At 65.1% G+C, this 18,476-nt stretch carries 17 protein-coding genes; 13 read left to right on the top strand and 4 right to left on the bottom strand.

The window, feature by feature from the left end; all coding sequences use genetic code 11:
• Nucleotides 1–115 precede the first annotated feature (115 nt).
• From JQ627_RS24380 to JQ627_RS24370, 3 genes are all read left to right on the top strand, one after another.
• Nucleotides 116–598 carry a MaoC family dehydratase gene (locus tag JQ627_RS24380; protein WP_212486639.1) on the top strand — a complete coding sequence of 161 codons (483 nt, stop codon included), beginning with the start codon at nucleotides 116–118 and terminating at the stop codon, nucleotides 596–598.
• Between the two features lie 85 nt (nucleotides 599–683).
• Entirely contained in the window at nucleotides 684–1,724 is a 1,041-nt protein-coding gene (gene obgE, locus JQ627_RS24375) for a GTPase ObgE (protein ID WP_212486638.1), read from the top strand.
• Between the two features lie 136 nt (nucleotides 1,725–1,860).
• Nucleotides 1,861–3,495: an alkaline phosphatase family protein gene (locus tag JQ627_RS24370; protein WP_212486637.1), complete on the top strand. Its 1,635-nt coding sequence runs from the start codon at nucleotides 1,861–1,863 to the stop codon at nucleotides 3,493–3,495.
• 136 nt (nucleotides 3,496–3,631) lie between these two features.
• Here the strand turns inward: JQ627_RS24370 and JQ627_RS24365 are convergent, their stop codons facing one another.
• A complete protein-coding gene (locus JQ627_RS24365) occupies nucleotides 3,632–4,597 on the bottom strand; it encodes a Bug family tripartite tricarboxylate transporter substrate binding protein (RefSeq protein WP_212486636.1) in 966 nt (321 codons plus the stop codon).
• A 203-nt stretch (nucleotides 4,598–4,800) separates the two neighbouring features.
• On the opposite strand from JQ627_RS24365, the gene proB reads away from it, so the two are divergent.
• From proB to JQ627_RS24315, 10 genes are all read left to right on the top strand, one after another.
• The gene (gene proB / locus JQ627_RS24360) at nucleotides 4,801–5,922 is read left to right on the top strand and encodes a glutamate 5-kinase (protein WP_085348678.1); all 1,122 of its coding nucleotides are present in this window, start codon (nucleotides 4,801–4,803) and stop codon (nucleotides 5,920–5,922) included.
• Between the two features lie 137 nt (nucleotides 5,923–6,059).
• Nucleotides 6,060–7,355, top strand: a complete 1,296-nt coding sequence (locus tag JQ627_RS24355; protein ID WP_212486635.1) for a glutamate-5-semialdehyde dehydrogenase — start codon at nucleotides 6,060–6,062, stop codon at nucleotides 7,353–7,355.
• A 23-nt stretch (nucleotides 7,356–7,378) separates the two neighbouring features.
• Entirely contained in the window at nucleotides 7,379–8,023 is a 645-nt protein-coding gene (locus tag JQ627_RS24350; RefSeq protein WP_212486634.1) for a nicotinate-nucleotide adenylyltransferase, read from the top strand.
• A gap of 209 nt (nucleotides 8,024–8,232) precedes the next feature.
• Nucleotides 8,233–8,589 carry a ribosome silencing factor gene (rsfS, locus tag JQ627_RS24345; RefSeq protein WP_212486633.1) on the top strand — a complete coding sequence of 119 codons (357 nt, stop codon included), beginning with the start codon at nucleotides 8,233–8,235 and terminating at the stop codon, nucleotides 8,587–8,589.
• 95 nt (nucleotides 8,590–8,684) lie between these two features.
• Nucleotides 8,685–9,167, top strand: coding sequence for a 23S rRNA (pseudouridine(1915)-N(3))-methyltransferase RlmH (gene rlmH / locus JQ627_RS24340; protein ID WP_014490595.1), 483 nt, complete (start codon nucleotides 8,685–8,687; stop codon nucleotides 9,165–9,167).
• 33 nt (nucleotides 9,168–9,200) lie between these two features.
• Nucleotides 9,201–10,613, top strand: a complete 1,413-nt coding sequence (locus JQ627_RS24335; protein WP_212486689.1) for a murein hydrolase activator EnvC — start codon at nucleotides 9,201–9,203, stop codon at nucleotides 10,611–10,613.
• Complete coding sequence (locus JQ627_RS24330; protein ID WP_014490597.1) at nucleotides 10,610–11,965, top strand: S41 family peptidase; 1,356 nt, start codon at nucleotides 10,610–10,612, stop codon at nucleotides 11,963–11,965. The genes JQ627_RS24335 and JQ627_RS24330 overlap by 4 nt, the downstream gene beginning before the upstream one ends.
• A 146-nt stretch (nucleotides 11,966–12,111) precedes the next feature.
• A complete protein-coding gene (locus JQ627_RS24325; protein WP_212486632.1) occupies nucleotides 12,112–13,332 on the top strand; it encodes a divergent polysaccharide deacetylase family protein in 1,221 nt (406 codons plus the stop codon).
• 72 nt (nucleotides 13,333–13,404) lie between these two features.
• Nucleotides 13,405–13,911: an RNA pyrophosphohydrolase gene (locus JQ627_RS24320; protein WP_212486631.1), complete on the top strand. Its 507-nt coding sequence runs from the start codon at nucleotides 13,405–13,407 to the stop codon at nucleotides 13,909–13,911.
• A 63-nt stretch (nucleotides 13,912–13,974) separates the two neighbouring features.
• The gene (locus JQ627_RS24315; RefSeq protein WP_212486688.1) at nucleotides 13,975–14,475 is read left to right on the top strand and encodes an RNA pyrophosphohydrolase; all 501 of its coding nucleotides are present in this window, start codon (nucleotides 13,975–13,977) and stop codon (nucleotides 14,473–14,475) included.
• 165 nt (nucleotides 14,476–14,640) lie between these two features.
• On the opposite strand, the gene JQ627_RS24310 is transcribed toward JQ627_RS24315, so the two are convergent.
• The 3 genes from JQ627_RS24310 to atpD form a co-directional block, all read right to left on the bottom strand.
• Entirely contained in the window at nucleotides 14,641–16,308 is a 1,668-nt protein-coding gene (locus tag JQ627_RS24310) for an adenylate/guanylate cyclase domain-containing protein (RefSeq protein ID WP_212486630.1), read from the bottom strand.
• 148 nt (nucleotides 16,309–16,456) lie between these two features.
• Entirely contained in the window at nucleotides 16,457–16,864 is a 408-nt protein-coding gene (locus JQ627_RS24305; protein WP_212486629.1) for a F0F1 ATP synthase subunit epsilon, read from the bottom strand.
• A 141-nt stretch (nucleotides 16,865–17,005) separates the two neighbouring features.
• Nucleotides 17,006–18,448 (bottom strand): F0F1 ATP synthase subunit beta, encoded by a 1,443-nt coding sequence (gene atpD, locus JQ627_RS24300; protein ID WP_212486628.1) that lies wholly within the window; start codon nucleotides 18,446–18,448, stop codon nucleotides 17,006–17,008.
• Nucleotides 18,449–18,476: the final 28 nt, after the last annotated feature.

Genomic DNA, 18,476 nt, shown 5'->3' with positions numbered 1-18,476 from the left:
CGCCGTTTTAATGACGTGGACGCGCCGGACAAGCCCGCATCTGCCGATTGAACGGATTGTCGCACTCTTCGCGGCGCGATAGCGATAGGCGCCTACCGAACCAGAGAGCACTGACATGAGCGACTTCGACCCGACCCGGCATCGCATGATCCCCACGCAACGCTGGTTTGAGGATTTCGCGGTCGGCGAGCGCTTCGTGCTGCCGAGCCGCACCCAGACCTCGGCGGTGTTCGCCGCCTTCCAGACCGCGAGCGGCGACACCCACCCCGTGCATTACGACGTGGAATATTGCCGCAGCCGCGGCATGCCGCATCTGCTCGCCCACGGCTTCCAGACCCTGATCCACACCGCGCCCGGCGCAGGCCTGTTCCCGTTCATGGTCGAGGAATCCCTGGTCGGCTTCCTCGAGCAATCGAGCCGGTTCCTCAAGCCGGTGTTCGCCGACGACACCATCTATCCCGCGCTCGAGGTCACGGAGCTGGTGCCGGGTCGCACGACCGGCGCGGTGACGCTCAAAAGCACCGTGTTCAACCAGCGCAAGGAGCTGGTGCTGGAAGGGATGCAGAAATTCCTGATCCGGAGACGGCCTGCAGGTTAAGCACGAGGCCAAATTCGCGGAAATTCGGCCGATTCAGGGATAAGTCCGGGTTGCCGCGCGGGACCGCCTGCCCTACCTATGGCCCATGAAATTCCTCGACGAAGCAAAGGTCTATATCCGCTCCGGTGACGGCGGGAACGGCTGCGTGGCGTTCCGCCGCGAGAAGTTCATCGAATTCGGCGGTCCTTCCGGCGGCAATGGCGGCCGCGGCGGCAATGTGATCATCGAGGTCGCCGACGGCCTCAACACGCTGATCGACTACCGCTACCAGCAGCATTTCAAGGCCCAGAAAGGCGAGAACGGTTCGGGCTCGGACCGCCACGGCGCCAATGGCAAGAACATCGTGCTGAAGGTCCCGGTGGGCACGCAGATCTTCGACGAAGACCGCGAGACCCTGATCCACGACTTCACCAACGTCGGCGAGAAGTTCGTGCTGGCCGAGGGCGGCAATGGCGGCTTCGGCAACGCGCATTTCAAATCGTCGACCAACCGCGCGCCACGCAACGCCAATCCCGGCCAGCCCGGCGACGAGCGCTGGATCTGGCTGCGGCTGAAGCTGATCGCGGATGCCGGTCTTGTCGGCATGCCCAATGCCGGCAAGTCGACCTTTCTCTCCAAGGTCAGCGCGGCGCGGCCCAAGATCGCCGACTATCCTTTCACCACGCTGCATCCGCAGCTTGGCGTCGTGAATGCCGACGGCCGTGAATTCGTGCTGGCGGACATTCCGGGTCTGATCGAGGGCGCGCATGAAGGCACAGGTCTCGGCGATCGTTTCCTCGGCCATGTCGAGCGCTGCCGCGTGCTGCTGCATCTCGTCGATGCAACCTGCGAGCACGCCGGCAAGGCGTACAAGACGGTGCGCAAGGAGCTCGACGCCTATGGCGGCCTGCTCACCGACAAGATCGAGATCGTCGCGCTGAACAAGATCGACGCGGTCGAGCCGGACGAGCTGAAGAAGCAGAAGGACCGCTTGAAGCGCGCCGCCAAGAAGACGCCACTGCTGCTCTCCGGCGTCACCGGCGACGGCGTGAAGGAAGCGTTGCGCGCGCTTGTCGAAGTGATCGGCGAGGCCCCGGTATCGGCCAAGGCGAAGAGCGCGGCCGAAGCGGAGCCGTGGTCGGCTTGAGCCCTCTCCCTGCCTGGTGCGCAATTGCGCACCAGGCAGGGACGACAGCGGAATGCGCGGGCACGCGCGCCGCTGGCTTGTCATCGCGACCGCGATAGCGCAGCATCAAAAAATCAAGAAACGGCAGGGGCGAAGCATGGCGCGCGCGAAGAACGTTCTCTGGATCATGTGCGACCAGCTCCGCTATGATTATCTCGGCTGCACCGGCCATCCCACGCTGAAGACGCCGAACATCGACGCCATGGCCAAGCGTGGCGTGCTGTTCAGCAAGGCCTATGTGCAATCGCCGATCTGCGGCCCGTCGCGGATGTCGTTCTACACCGGGCGCTACATGCGCTCGCACGGTTCGCACTGGAACGGCTGGCCGCTGCGCGTCGGCGAGCCCACGCTCGGCGATCACCTCAAGAAGATCGGCGTGCGCAACGTGCTGGTCGGCAAGACCCACATGGCGCCCGATCTCGAAGGCATGAAGGCGCTCGGCATCCCGCCGGAATCTGTCATCGGCGTGCACGTCGCCGAGTGCGGGTTCGAGCCTTATGAGCGCGACGACGGCCTGCATCCGACGGGGAGGCCGCGCCCGAAATACGATGAGTACCTGCGCAGCCAAGGATTCGAAGCGACCAATCCCTGGGAGCATTGGGCCAATTCAGGTGCAACGGACGACGGCTCCCTGCAGAACGGCTGGCTGCTGGTGCATGCCGACAAGGCCGCGCGCGTGCCGGACGAGCATTCCGAAACGCCCTATATGACGCGGCGCGCGATGGACTTCATCAGCGAGGCCGAGACCGACGGCAGGCCGTGGTGCCTGCATCTGTCCTACATCAAGCCGCACTGGCCCTATATCGCGCCCGAGCCATACGCCAGCATGTATTCGACCGATGACATGATCCCGGCGATCCGCTCCGAGCGCGAACGCCAGAATCCGCATCCGGTGTTCGGCGCCTACATGGACATGCGCTACTCCCGCAACATGGCGCGCGACGAGGCCCGCGAGAAGGTGATCCCGACTTATATGGGCCTGATCACGCAAATCGACGACCAGATGGGCGTGCTGATGAAGTTTCTCGAGGCGCGCGGCCTCCTGGAGACAACCATGATCGTGTTCACCTCCGATCATGGTGATTATCTCGGCGACCACTGGATGGGCGAGAAGGATCTGTTCCACGAGCAGTCGGCGAAGATTCCGCTGATCGTCATCGATCCCTCCAGGGAAGCCGACGCCACGCGCGGCACGCGCAGTGACGCGCTGGTGGAAGGCGTCGATCTCGCCCCGACCTTCGTCGATTATTTCGGCGGCAAGGTGCCGGGCCACATTCTCGAAGGACGCTCGCTGCTGCCGCTGCTGCGCGGCGAGAGGCCATCGGATTGGCGCAAGGTGGCGTTCTCCGAATATGACTACGCCATGCAGGATGTGCGGCTGAAACTGAACCAGCCGATCGAGCGCTGCCGCCTGTTCATGGTGTTCGACGGCCGCTGGAAATACATCCACGCCTCCGGCTTCCGCCCGATGCTGTACGACCTCGAAACCGATCCGGAAGAGTTTTTGGATCGCGGCGACGACCCTGATTGCGCCGGCATCATCGCGCGGTTGCAGGCCGAGCTGTTCGACTGGGCGCTGCATCCGAACGACCACATCACCACGCCCCGCGAGAAGATCGCAAACTATGCGGACAACCAGCTCCAGGTGAAGGGCGGGGTTTTGATCGGCATCTGGGATGAAGCCGAACTCGCCGCAATCAAGGACGGCATCGCGCAGCGCGCGAAGATGTGAGTTGGCGGAGCAAAGCTCTCAGCCAGTCATGCCCGGGCTGAACCCGGGCATCCACGTCTTGCGTCGATTACCGATACACGTGGATGGCCGGGACAAGCCCCGGCCATGACGACGGAGGATCTGGCGCGAGCGAGGTCTAGTTCTCGATCTTGTACCCCGTCGCCTTCACGATCGGCTGCCAGAACGCCGTGTTCGCCGCGAGCTCCTTGGCCAAGCCATCCGCGGAGCTGCCGACCGGGATCAGCCCGATCGCCGTAAGCTTTTCCTTCACCTCGGGCTTGGCAAGCGCTGCGCTTGCGGCCGCGCCGAGCTTGCTGGCGAAGTCCGGCGGGCTGCCGGCGGGAAGCCACATGCCGTACCAGGCGTCGGCAACGAGATCGATGCCGCTCTCTTTCAGCGTCGGAACGTCAGGCGCAAACGGCGAACGCTCCGCGCTCGCGACCGCGATGATCTTCACGCCCTTGGCGCGATGCTGCGGCAGCGCATCCGCCAATGTCGTGATGCCGAACGAGATGTGGCCGCCGACAAGATCGTTGAGGATCGGCGCGCTGCCGCGATAGGGCACGCGGGTCAGGGGAATGCCGAGATCCTTCTCCAGCTTGGAGCCCATGAAATGCGGGATGGTGCCGTTGCTCGGCACGCCGAACGACGTCTTGTCCGGATGCGCCTTCAGCCAGGCGACGAATCCCTTGAAATCAGCGACATCGATCCCCGGGCCGATCACCAGCGCGAATTCGAACCGCGCCAGCAGTGACACCGGCGCAAAATCCTTGGCCGTGTCGAAGCTCGGAGTCGTCTCCACCATCGGCAGCAGGTACATGGTGGGTCCCGTCGTCACCAGCACCATGCTGCCGTCGGGGTTGCCGCCCTTCACCGCCTTGATGCCGATCAGGCCGTCGCCGCCGGTGCGGTTCTCGACCACGATGGTCCGTTGCAGCACAGGCGCCATCTCCTGCGCAATCAGCCGGCACAGCGTGTCGCCGCCCGCCCCTGCAGCGAACGGGAAGATGATTTTCGAGAGCCCGGCCTGCGCTTGCACGCCTTCCGCCTGCGCGAGGAGCGGCAGGCCGAGACAGCCGGCCATGAACTTGCGGCGATCCATTCGTTTCCTCTTTCAGCCCATTATTGGTTGGCGGCATTAGAACCGGGCCGGCGTTTAAGACAAGGCCGACCTTCACCGTTTACCATTCCGGCCGCCTTGCGCCCGCCACCGTCCTGCTGCAAAAGCAGGCCTTACCCGGCGCCGCCTGTCGTCCGCCGCTTCCAATGCAGATCAATTCGTCACACGCGCCAGCACATACACACATGGCCAGCCCCGAACTCAGTCAATTCCGCCGCATCGTCGTCAAGGTCGGCTCCGCGCTGCTGGTCGATTCCGACAAGGGCGAGGTGCGCGCGTCCTGGCTCGCCGCGCTCGCCGACGACATGGCCAAGCTGCACCGCGAGGGCCGCGACGTGCTCGTCGTCTCCTCCGGGTCGATCGCACTCGGCCGCAGCCGGCTGAAATTGCCGCGCGGCCCGCTGAAGCTGGAGGAGAGCCAGGCCGCCGCCGCCGTCGGCCAGATCGCGCTGGCACGGATCTGGTCGGAGGTGCTCGGCGCCCACGGAATCGGAGCGGGCCAGATCCTGGTGACGCTCCAGGACACCGAGGAGCGCCGCCGCTATCTCAACGCGCGCTCCACCATCGGCAAGCTGCTGGAATGGCGCGCGATCCCCGTCATCAACGAGAACGACACGGTCGCCACCAACGAGATCCGCTACGGCGACAATGACCGCCTCGCCGCGCGCGTCGCCACCATGGCGAGCGCCGATCTCCTGGTGCTGCTGTCCGATATCGACGGGCTCTACGACGCCCCGCCGAAGAACAATCCGAACGCAAAACTCATTCCCGTGGTCGACAGCATCTCCTCGGAGATCGAGGCCGTGGCAGGCGACGCCGAGTCCGAGCTGTCGCGCGGCGGCATGCGCACCAAGGTCGAGGCCGCCAAGATCGCGACCACGGGCGGCACGCATATGCTGATCGCCTCGGGCAAGATCGAGCATCCCCTGCAGGCGATCGCCGACGGCGGCCGCTGCACCTGGTTCCTGACGCCGGCCAATCCCATCACCTCGCGAAAACGCTGGATCGCGGGCTCGTTGGAGCCGAAGGGCACGCTGACGATCGACGCCGGCGCGGTCGCCGCTCTGCGTGCCGGCGCCAGCCTGCTGCCGGCCGGCGTGATCAAGGTGGAAGGCCAGTTCGCCCGCGGCGACGCCGTGATCGTGCGCGGGCCCGATACCAGCGAGGTCGGCCGCGGCCTGATCGCCTACGATGCCGACGACGCCGAACGGATCAAGGGCCGCTCCTCCCCGGACGTGATGGCCATCCTCGGCATCAGCGGGCGGTCCGAGATGATCCACCGCGACGATCTCGTGGTGGGTGGGTAAGGGACCGCTGCGGCCCTTTATACTGGGCCAGTGACCTAGCCGAGCGCAACCGGGGGTACCAGCCATACCCTCCCGACCCTTCGCAGACGCGGGATTTCCATGCTAGGACACCGCCTTAGCAGAAGGTTGAAACTCCAATGGCCGCCCCCCTCAAAGCCGTCGACGGCAATGCCGATCTCCAGGCGCTGATGTCCGATCTCGCCGCCCGTGCCCGCGCTGCCGCGCGCGTGCTGGCGCTGGCGCCGCCGGAGCAGAAGAACCTGGCGCTCGAAGCCATGGAGCGGGCGATCCGCAGCAACGCTGCGGCGATCCTTGCCGCCAATGCCGAGGACGTTGCGGAGGCTCGCGCCTCCGGCAATGCCACCTCCTCCTTCATCGACCGCCTGACGCTGACGCCGGCGCGCGTCGAAGCCATGGCCGAGGGCATCGGCATCGTGCGCGGCATCGCGGATCCGGTCGGCATCGTCACCGAGAGCTGGCAGCGGCCGAACGGCATGACCATCGAGCGCGTGCGCGTACCGCTCGGCGTCGTCGGCGTGATTTTCGAGAGTCGGCCGAACGTTGCGGCGGATGCCGGCGTGCTTTGCCTGAAATCCGGCAATGCCGTGATCCTGCGCGGCGGCTCCGACAGTTTTCGTTCGTGCCGCGCGATCCATGAATGCCTGGTGCAGGGCCTGCGCGAAGCTGGCCTGCCCGAAGCTGCGATCACGCTTGTGCCGACGCGCGACCGCGCGGCGGTCGGCATGATGCTTTCAGGGTTGAACGGCGCCGTTGACGTGATCGTGCCGCGCGGAGGCAAAAGCCTCGTCGCGCGTGTCGAGCAGGAGGCGCGCGTGCCCGTGTTCGCGCATCTCGAAGGCGTCAACCACGTCTATATCGATGCCAGTGCCGACCTCGCCATGGCGAAGTCGATCGTGCTCAACGCCAAGATGCGCCGCACCGGCGTCTGCGGCGCGGCCGAGACGCTGCTGGTCGATCGCGCCGCTGCTGGCAAAAATCTGAAGCCGCTGGTCGAGATGCTGATCGAGGCCGGCTGCGAGGTGCGCGGCGACGACGCCGTGCAGAAGACCGATGCGCGGGTAAAGCCTGCCAGCGAGGACGATTGGGACACCGAATATCTCGACGCGATCATCGCGGCGAAGGTGGTTGACGGCGTCGACGGCGCGATCGCGCATATCCAGACGCACGGCTCGCATCACACCGATGCGATCGTGAGCGCGGATGAGGCCAACGCGAAGAAATTCCTGAGCGAGGTCGATTCCGCGATCGTGCTGCACAACGCCTCGACGCAGTTCGCCGATGGCGGCGAGTTCGGTTTCGGCGCCGAGATCGGCATTGCCACCGGCCGATTCCACGCTCGCGGCCCGGTCGGCGCCGAGCAGCTCACGAGCTTCAAATATCGCGTCCACGGCACAGGTCAGACGCGGCCGTAAGTCATGTCGCGAGGCGCGGGGCATTGAGTAACAATTTCGTCGCGCCACGTTTCTTCGCGCAGGCCATACCGCGCTACACCGAAGGCATGCGCATCGGCCTGCTCGGCGGCTCGTTCAATCCGCCGCATCAGGCCCATCGCGCCATCAGCCAGTTCGCGCTGAAACGCCTCCAACTCGACCGCGTGTGGTGGCTGGTCACGCCGGGCAATCCGCTGAAGGAGAACGGCACGCTGCATGAGCTCGGCGCGCGCATGCAGGCCGCGCGCGACGTCGCTGACGATCCCAGGATCGAGGTGAGCTGTCTCGAATCCGTCATTCGTACCCGCTATACTATCGACACGATCAACACCTTGCGCCGCCGCCTCAGTGGCCTGCGCTTTGTCTGGATTATGGGCGCCGACAACCTCGCTCAATTCCATCGTTGGCAGCACTGGCGGCGCATCGCCGACCAGGTGCCGATTGCGGTCATCGATCGCCCGCCGCAGAGTTTTCGCGCCCTCGCCTCGCCCGCCGCCCAGGCCCTTGCGCGTTACCGCTTGCCCGAGACGGAAGCAGCATTGCTTCCGGATCGGCCGGCGCCGGCCTGGGTCTTTCTGACGGGATTGAAATTGAACCTGTCCTCGACGGGCTTACGGAACCCGGACGGGAGCTGGAAAGGTCCGAAGTGAGACGGAGTGTGAGGACGTTCGTTGGGATTTAGGGCTCTCTGGCATATTGAAACCCTTAACCCCACATGATGTAGTGTAACCAGTGATCGTCGGATTCGGCGTTCGCGATACAGTGAAAGGAATGGTCCCTGACCACATCTGTATTGTCCAAGTCTGTTTTACCCAAGGTTGCCAAGCCTACGCGTAAAACATCGACCAAAGCTGCGGCCTTGAAGGCGCAACCCGACGCCGACAAGACGCTGAGCCTGATCCTCTCCCGCCTCGAGGATATGAAGGCGGAAGAGACGGTCACCATCGACCTTCGCGGCAAATCGGCGTACTCCGACTACATGATCGTCACCACCGGCCGGGTGAACCGGCATGTCGGCGCGATCGCGGACAACGTCGCCAAGGGCCTCAAGGAAAACGGCATCAGGAACATCCACGTCGAGGGCTTGCCCAATTGCGACTGGGTGCTGATCGATTCCGGCGATGTGATCGTGCACGTGTTCAGACCCGAGGTCCGCGAGTTCTACAACCTCGAGCGGTTGTACACGCAGGGCCCAGGGGCGGCGAAGGCGATCTAGGCTCATCGGGCCGATTTCGAATCGGCTGACGCGCATGGTAGCGTCGTGCGCGCGCATATTGCGCGCGGTCTTGAAAACACGACCCTGAAGATATCATGCGCGTTGCTGTCATTGCGGTGGGCCGGCTGAAGCAGGGCCCCGAACGGGAGCTTGCCGACCGCTATTTCGAGCGGTTCGACGAAGCCGGCCGCAAGCTCGGATTCCGCGAGCTCACCATCCACGAAATCCCCGAGAGCCGCGCGCGCGACACCGCAACGCGGATGGCCGAAGAGGCCGCGGCGATCGGTGCGCATATCCCGGAAAAATCGATCCTGGTGGCGCTGGACGAGCGCGGCCAGAATCTCGACTCCACCGTATTCGCACGGCACCTCGGGCGCTGGCGCGACGAGGGGGCCGGACATACTATCTTCGTGATCGGAGGGGCGGACGGACTTTCGCCCGAATTGCGCCGTAAGGCCAAGCTCGCGATCGCGTTCGGCTCTGCGACCTGGCCGCACCAAATGGTCCGCGTCATGCTTCTGGAACAGCTTTATCGGGCCGCCACCATTCTGGCCGGCCACCCCTATCACCGCGCGTGATGCGCGCCACAACGAGCACCTTTGCGTAAAGCGATGCGAGCGCCGATCCTCAACCTGCTGCTGATCGCCGGCGTCTCCGGCCCAAGTGTCTTGGGCGCAAGTGTCTTGGGCCTAAGTGTCTTGGGCCTAAGTGTCTTGGGCTTAAGTGTCTTGGGCGCAAGCCTCGCGCAAGCTCAGACGCAAGGTCAGACAACTGCGCCCGCGCCACAGACGGCGGCAGTCTCGCCCGATGCGATCAAGCAGCGCGAGCAGGAGCTCGAGGCCGCCCGCACGAGGCAGAAGAGCGCGGAAGAGGCCCAGGCCAAGCTCAAGGCCGAGATCACCTCGCTCGGCCAGGACCGCACCCAGCTCAATCAGCAGCTGATCGATACCGCAGCCAATGTGCGGAGCGTCGAGACCAAGATCGACGAAGCCGAAGCGCGGCTGCGCTCGCTGAACGGCCGCGAGCAACAGATGCGCACCTCGCTGGAGTCGCGCCGCGCCGACATCGTCGAGGTGCTGGCGGCCCTGCAGCGCGCCGGCCGGCGCACGCCTCCGGCGCTGTTGGTGCGGCCCGAAGATGCGCTGCAATCACTGCGCACCGCCATGCTGCTCGGCGCCGTGGTACCGGAATTGCGCGGCCGCGCCGAGAAGCTCGCGGGCGACCTCGGCGAGCTCGTGACCTTGCGCAAGAACATCGCCGCCGAACGCGACCAGCTCGCCACCGACCGCGACAAGGTCCGCAACGACCAGACCAGGCTCACCGCCCTGGTCGACGAGCGGCAGCGCCAGCAGGCGTCGCGCGAAAAGGACCTGGACGCCGAGAACTCGCGCGCCATCGCGCTCTCCCGACAGGTCGGCGATCTCCAGGGGCTGATCACCAAGATGGAGCAGGACCTGCAAAGCGCCGCCAGGGCCGCCGAGAAGGCGGCTGAGGCGGCAAGGCAGGCCGAGGCAAAGGCGGCCGCCAGCGCCAAGTCCGGCCCGGCCGCTCTCAAGGACCGGTCCCGGACCACCCCGGCGATCGCCTTTGCGTCGGCCAAGGGACTCCTGCCTCTTCCGGTTAACGGTAACAAGATCAGGGATTTTGGCGGTTCCGACGGGGTCGGCGGTGTCCAGAAGGGCATTTCGCTGGCAAGTCGGCCCGGCTCCCAGGTCACGACGCCATGTGACGGCTGGGTCGTCTATGCCGGCCCGTTCCGTAGCTATGGACAACTCTTGATCCTCAATGCCGGGGGCGGGTATCATGTCCTGATCGCCGGGATGGAGCGCATTTCGGTCAACATCGGCCAGTTTGTGCTCACGGGGGAGCCGGTCGCGACCATGGGGTCGACCTCTCAAGTCGCCTCCATTCTCGCCACGAACGCGAGTCAACCTGTGCTGTATGTCGAGTTCCGTAAGGACGGCACTCCAATCGATCCAGGCCCATGGTGGGCCGCAAATGAAGGCGAGAAGGTTCGCGGATGATGCGCAAGACTTCAGTTATCCTCCTCAGCGCGGCCACCGGTGCGGCGCTGACGCTGTTCGTGACCCAGCCGCGCGCGGTGTTCATGGGCTCCAGCGCGCGAGCCGCCACTGCGGACACCTATCGCCAGCTCAACCTGTTCGGCGACGTCTTCGAGCGCGTGCGCTCGGACTATGTCGAGAAACCCGATGACACCAAGCTGATCGAATCCGCCATCAGCGGCATGCTCACCGGCCTCGATCCGCATTCGAGCTACATGGACGCCAAGAGCTTCCGCGACATGCAGGTGCAGACCCGCGGTGAGTTCGGCGGCCTCGGCATCGAAGTCACGATGGAGGACGGCCTGATCAAGGTGGTCTCGCCGATCGACGACACCCCCGCTTCGCGCGCCGGCGTCATGGCCAACGACATCATCACCAATCTCGACGACGAAGCCGTGCAGGGCCTGACCCTGAACCAGGCGGTCGAGAAGATGCGCGGTCCGGTCAACACCAAGATCAAGCTCAAGATCATCCGCAAGGGCCAGGACAATCCGATCGACGTCACCCTGGTGCGCGACAACATTCGCGTCCGCTCGGTGCGCGCGCGCATCGAGGCCGACGACATCGCCTATATCCGCATCACCACCTTCAACGAGCAGACCACCGAAGGCCTGAAGCGCGAGGTCGCCAACCTCTCGAATCAGATCGGCGACAAGCTCAAGGGCTACATCATCGACCTCCGCAACAACCCGGGCGGCCTGCTGGAGGAAGCGGTGACGGTCTCCGACTCGTTCCTGGAGAAGGGCGAGATCGTCTCGACCCGCGGCCGCAATGCCGAGGAGACCCAGCGCCGCACCGCGCATGCGGGCGACCTCACCAAGGGCAAGCCGGTCATCGTGCTGGTCAATGGCGGCTCGGCCTCGGCGTCGGAAATCGTCGCCGGTGCGCTCCAGGACCACAAGCGCGCGACCATCGTCGGCACGCGTTCGTTCGGCAAGGGATCGGTGCAGACCATCATTCCGCTCGGCTCGGGCAACGGCGCACTGCGTCTGACCACGGCGCGCTACTACACGCCGTCGGGCAAGTCGATCCAGGCCAAGGGCATCGTGCCCGACATCGAAGTGCTCCAGGACGTGCCGGATGAGCTGAAGTCGCGCACCGACACCAAGGGCGAAGCTTCGCTGCGCGGTCATCTCAAGAACGACGGCGACGAGAAGACCGGCTCGCAGTCCTACGTCCCGCCGGATGCCAAGGACGACAAGGCGCTCAAGCTCGCGGACGATTTGCTCCACGGCATCAAGAACAGCGCCTCCGCGGCGCCCACGCCGGGCGACAACAAGGCCACGACCGACAAGCCCAAAGCTGCGAACTAAGTCGGCGCGTCACCTGATCTCTCGAAAAGGGCGGCTCCGGGAGCCGCCCTTTTTGCGTGGAGCTCCCGACGCCCCCGGCCTATCCCGGCCTGCCGCCGCTTGACCTCGGCGTGGTATCGTTAGTGCCGAGTGATTCGGGATCTCGCATGACTGAAACGGCCGATGATCTGAGCGCCCCGCTCGGACAGGACAAGCCGCGCCGGAAACGGCGGCTGCGGCTGCCGTTCACCGCGACGCAGGCCCTCGCGGTCATGCTCGGCCTGTTCCTGGTCGCCTTCGCCGGCTTCGCCATCTTCAACAAGGATCCGCTCGGCGGCGAGCCGATGACGCGGATTGCGATTCGTGAACCCAAGGCCACCGACGAGAAGCCGGCCGCGGGCCATGGTCAGGAGAGCAAGCAAGAGAGCAAGCACGAGGCCAGGGAGGCGCCGAAGCAGGCGGGCGAGCAGAGGACCGTCACCATGATCGACGGTTCCACCGGCACGCGCCACGACGTGGTGATCGGTGGTGGCGATGCCGCCGACAAGGGCGAAGCAGCGGCCGCATCCGCCCCGCCGCCCGTCATGGCCGGGATCGACCCAAAACTGCTGGAAAAATCGCGCTACGGCATGATCCCCGTGGTGGCGGATGGCTCGAAGCCGTTCAACGTCTACGCGGCGGATGCCGATCGCGCCAAGGCGGCAAAAATGCCTGTGGTCGCGATCCTGATCGGCGGCCTCGGCGTCGGCGCGGCCAAGACCACCGACGCGATCATGCGACTGCCGCCGGCAGTCACGCTGGCCTTCACGCCCTATGGCGCCGATCCCGGCAAGCTCGCCGAGCGGGCCCGCGCCCAGCGCCACGAGATCTTTCTCCAGATCCCGATGGAGCCCTACGACTTCCCGGACAACGACCCGGGCCCGCAGACGCTGCTGACCTCGCTCACCACCGACCAGAACATGGACCGCCTGTATTGGCACCTGAGCCGGATGCAGGGCTATGCCGGCCTCACCAATTTCATGGGCGCCCGCTTCGTGGCGACCGACGCCGCGATGCAGCCGATCATCCGCGAGGCGGCCAAGCGCGGCCTCGGCTTCTTCGACGACGGCTCCTCGCCCCGCAGCATCGCGCCCCAGGCCGCGGCCAGCCAGGCGATGCCGTTCGGCAAGGGTGACATCGCGATCGACGTGGTGCCGACCCCGACCGAGATCGACCGCGCCCTGAACAAGCTCGAATCGGTGGCGCGCGAGCGCGGCGTCGCCGTCGGCACCGCCTCCGCCCTGCCGGTCTCGATCGAGCGCATCGGCAGCTGGACCAGGACGTTGAGCGACCGTGGTATCCTTTTGGTGCCATTGACAACCGCGATGCTGAAATCAAAATCCAGCTAAATCAACGGATTGGTACGGCACGGGCCCTCGGGGCCAGCATACCCACCAAATGCACGCGAGAGGTCTGGCGGAATGGCGCGTTACGAGGATCTGCCCTACCGTACTTGCGTCGGTGTGATGCTGATCAACATGAAGGGTCTGGTGTTCATCGGCCGCCGCGCCGGCGGCATCGAGCATGTCGACGACGCCCATGTCTGGCAGATGCCGCAGGGCGGCGTCGATCCCGGCGAGGACACCTGGGAGGCCGCAAAGCGCGAGCTCTATGAGGAGACCAGCGTTCGCTCGGTCGAGCGGCTCGGCGAGGTCCCGGACTGGCTCGTCTACGACATCCCGCGCACGGTTGCGGGACGCGCCTGGAAGGGCCGCTATCGCGGCCAGCGCCAGAAATGGTTCGCGGTACGCTTCACCGGCAAGGACAGCGAGATCAATGTCGAGAAGCCAGGCGGCGGCGGCCACAAGGCGGAGTTCGTCAGCTGGCGCTGGGAGCCGATGAAGAACCTGACCGGGCTGATCATCCCGTTCAAGCGCCCGGTCTATGAGCGCGTGGTGAAGGAATTTTCCGCGCTGGCGGATCAATAAATCAAATCGTCATCCCGGGTTCGGTGCTAATGCATCGCGGGAATGACGATGAAAGACGCGCGCGTGACCAATCCAAAACCCTACCGTCCCAACGTGGGGATCGCCCTCTTCAATGCCGATGGCCGCGTGCTGATCGGCCACCGCTTCAAGGGCGACGGCCCCGAGATCATCCTGCCGGGCCTCGATTGGCAGATGCCGCAAGGCGGTGTCGATGAGGGCGAGAACCTGCGCGATGCGGCGCTGCGCGAGCTTTGGGAAGAGACCAGCGTCAAGAGTGCGGATTATCTCGGCGAGACAGACTGGCTGACTTACGAATTCCCTCCCTATGACGGCCCGCAGACGCATCGGCTGGCGAAATTCCGCGGCCAGCGCCAGAAATGGTTCGCGCTGCGCTTCACCGGCCGCGACGACGAGATCGATCCGCTGACACCGCGCAACGAACAGCCCGCGGAGTTCGACGCGTGGCGCTGGGAGCGTCTCGACCGCGTCGCCGATCTCGTGGTGCCGTTCCGGCGCGACGTCTACCGCGCAGTCGCACAGCAGTTTGCGGCGTTCGGAAACTAAAACCGCGAAAACAACCCCATGCGCAGTAGAACGGGGTTGAAATAATTAGAGAATTTTCGCCGGAAATTTGTGTGTGAGGCGGCCGCGGCTCTCTCCGTTCCCTCCCCCGCAAAGGGGGGAACGCACCTCCGTCGGGGCGCTAGTCGGGCCTATTTCCAGCAAGCGCTAGTTCGTCGGTCCGACCGTGAACGGGCCGATCGCGATGACGTGGCAATCGCTGTCGTGCTTGGCGCAGTCGGTGAGCGCGGAATTGACGGCGGTCTGCTCGTCCGCGGCCTTCAGGCCGAGGCCCGGTCGTCCCGCGGTGCCGACCGCGACGGCGTTCCAGCCCATGCCGTCGGCGAGCTTGCGCACGACCTCGTCGCGCGCGTCGGCGACGATCGAGGCGTTGGACGCGGCATGGAAAAAGCCAGTGATCCTGAGCAAGGTCGGGATCGGCACGACGAAATTGTCGTCGACCACGACGACCAGACAGGCCACGCCGGCGATTGCGCCGCATGATTCCAGGGCACGCCGCGCCGAGTCGTCGACGGATGACGCGCCCAGCACCATGAAATATTGACCGCCCGGGCCGAGGGCGACCGCGCGGGATTTCGCCGCCGGCACGAACATGTTCTCGAGCCGGACTTTTGCCGGATCGCGCACCATCGGAAAATCCTTCGACGCGAAGGCCCGCTCGGTCATCGCATCGTGGCGCACCCAGGGCTGCGGCGGCATCGGCGGCCTGCCGTGCGTGTAGACGACGTTGTTGCCGACCGCATAGAGCTCGCAGTGCCGCGGCGATTGCGCGGCATCGGCGCGCTTCTGGCACTGCTCAAGCGCCATGTTGCGCGCGGCTTCCTCGGTCGGCTGGTTCAACGCCGCGCCTGTGAAGCCGGCGATATTGAGCGCGAAGGCCTTGTAGTCGCCGGAGGCGGAATAGTCGCCAGCCAGATAGTTGCGGATGCGCTCGTTGATGAAGGGCACGCTATCGACGGCAAGCTTGCCCGATAGTGGCGCGACGGCTGGTGAGGGCGCGGGCATCGGTGCCATCGCAGCGCCGGCATTCGCAGCGCTCATCGGAGCCATCGGCGCTTTTGCCATCTGGGTCGGCATCGGGCTCGGCGCCACGGCATTTGCCGTTGGCGTTGCACTCGGCGTCGCGGCCGGCGCGGCTGCGGCGGTGACCGTCTGCTTGAGCTTGGTGTTGTAGAGGAAGCCGCTGACAATGATGGCGACGACCGAGACGACGGCGACCACCAGCGGCCACATCCAGACCGGTGCTGCGGCCAGCTTGGAGGCGGGCCTCTTCACTTTCGGCGTTGCGTAGGTGCCGTCCTCGCGCCGCATCGCCACCATGTAGGCGTGCACCGGCGTCGGGATGTTCTTGACCTCCTGCGCGCCGAGGTCGGCGAAGTGCACCGACAGCTTGTTGGCGACCTGCTCGTGCACGGCGCGGGAGACGCAGATGCCGCCGACCTCGGCGAGGCCTTCGAGCCGCGCGGCGATATTGACGCCGTCACCGAGCAGATCGCCGTCGCGCTCGACCACGTCACCGATGGTGATGCCGATGCGGAACGACATCTGCCGGCTCGGCGGATAGGCCATGTTGCGGGTTCGCAGGGATTCCTGGATGTCGATCGCGCAGCGCACCGCGTCGACCGCGCTTGGAAATTCCGCGAGAACGGCGTCGCCCGCCGTGTTGAAGATGCGTCCGTTCGCCTTCGCGATGAAATCGTCGACGACCTCGCGATAGGAGGCGAGACGCCGCAGCGTCTCCTCTTCGTCCTCCGCGACCAGTCTTGAGTAACCGGCAATATCGGCCGCGAAAATCGCTGCGATCTTGCGTTTCATCTGCACCAGCCCAGGAACAAATTCGCGGGCGCAGAATGCCGCTATCGGCGGCGCGGTGCAACAAAGTTTCAGCGCCCGCCACTTCCGTGACGAGCGCTGAACTTATTCAGAAATTTCTCAGCCGAGCCCCGGAGCGGTGCCCCGGGGCTTAGTGCATAGCCGTCGTATTGAGCTCGTGCTGGATGCTCTTGTAGTTGTCGAGCCGCGTGATCGCGAGGTCGAGTTCGTGACCTTCCTTCTCGGACAGCTTTTCCTGCATCTCAGCGACGGTATCAGCAAACTGGGTCCGATCGATGTCCTCGATCGAGGTGGCGACGTCTGCAAGAACCGTCAGGCGATTGTCGGAGACTTCCGCCAGTCCACCGAGCACGATGACCTTCTGCTTCTGACCGCCCGCAATGATGGTGAGAATACCCGGCCGCACCGCGGCGACGACAGGCGCATGCCCGGCGAGCACACCGAAATCACCCTCCCAGCCAGGAATGTCGACCTGATCGACCTCGCCGGAGAACGCGAGCTTTTCGGGAGAGACGAGATCGAAGTGGAAGGTGGCCATGGAATTATCCGTTGTTTTCCGCTTGTCACCCGCGGGCTTGACCCGCGGGTCCATCCATCAAGGTTTTCTTTCGATGGATCGCCGGACTCTGCGAAAAGACGCGCTTCGCGCTTTTGTCCGGCGATGACGAGATGAGAAAGCTTAGGCCGCCTCGGCCGCCAGCTTCTTGCCCTTCTCGACTGCCTCTTCGATGGTGCCGACCATGTAGAAGGCGGCTTCCGGCAGGTGGTCATACTTGCCTTCGCAGAGGCCGCGGAAGCCCTTGATGGTGTCCGCGAGGTCGACGAACTTGCCGGGCGAGCCGGTGAAGATTTCGGCGACGTGGAACGGCTGCGACAGGAAGCGCTCGATCTTGCGGGCGCGGGCCACCGTCAGCTTGTCCTCTTCCGAAAGCTCGTCCATGCCGAGAATGGCGATGATGTCCTGGAGCGACTTGTAGCGCTGCAGCACCTGCTGGACCTGACGCGCGGTGTCGTAGTGCTCCTGACCGACGACGAGCGGCGAGAGCATGCGCGAGGTCGAGTCGAGCGGGTCCACGGCGGGGTAGATGCCCTTTTCCGAGATCGCGCGCGACAGCACGGTGGTGGCGTCCAAGTGCGCGAACGAGGTCGCGGGCGCCGGGTCGGTCAAGTCGTCGGCCGGGACGTAGATGGCCTGCACCGAGGTGATCGAGCCCTTCTGCGTGGTGGTGATCCGCTCCTGCAGCGCGCCCATGTCGGTGGCGAGCGTCGGCTGATAACCCACCGCCGAAGGAATACGACCGAGCAGCGCCGACACTTCCGAGCCGGCCTGGGTGAAGCGGAAGATGTTATCGACGAAGAACAGCACGTCCTGGCCCTGGTCGCGGAAGTGCTCGGCGACGGTGAGGCCGGTCAGGCCGACGCGGGCGCGCGCGCCCGGCGGCTCGTTCATCTGGCCGAACACCAGCGCGCACTTCGACTTCACGCTCGGATCCGGATTGTGCGGATCGGCATTGACCTTGGACTCGATGAACTCGTGATAGAGGTCGTTGCCCTCGCGGGTGCGCTCACCGACGCCGGCGAACACGGAGTAACCGCCGTGCGCCTTCGCGACGTTGTTGATCAGCTCCTGAATCAGCACGGTCTTGCCGACGCCGGCGCCGCCGAACAGGCCGATCTTGCCACCCTTCGCATACGGAGCAAGAAGATCGACGACCTTGATGCCGGTGACGAGAATTTCAGCTTCGGTCGACTGGTCGGTGTAGGTCGGCGCTTCCTGGTGAATAGCGCGCTTGCCTTCGGCCTTGATCGGGCCGGCTTCGTCGATCGGCTCGCCGATGACGTTCATGATGCGACCGAGCGTGCCGTCTCCCACCGGAACCGCGATCGGCTGGCCGGTGTCGGTCACTTCCTGGCCACGCACCAGACCTTCGGTTACGTCCATCGCGATCGTGCGCACGGTGGACTCACCGAGATGCTGCGCAACTTCCAGCACGAGGCGGATGTTGCCGTTCTTGGTTTCCAGCGAATTGAGAATGGCCGGCAGGTGGCCCTCGAACTGCACGTCGACGACGGCGCCCATGACCTGGGTGACGCGACCGATCTGGTTAGCTGCTGTGGCCATGAATTGCTCTCCTTCGGAATTCTGTACT

The sequence above is a fragment of the Bradyrhizobium liaoningense genome (assembly GCF_018130785.1).
GTDB lineage: Bacteria > Pseudomonadota > Alphaproteobacteria > Rhizobiales > Xanthobacteraceae > Bradyrhizobium > Bradyrhizobium liaoningense_A.
The sequence above is the reverse complement of the archived record's forward strand: the minus strand, read 5'-3'. Positions and strand labels throughout refer to the sequence as shown.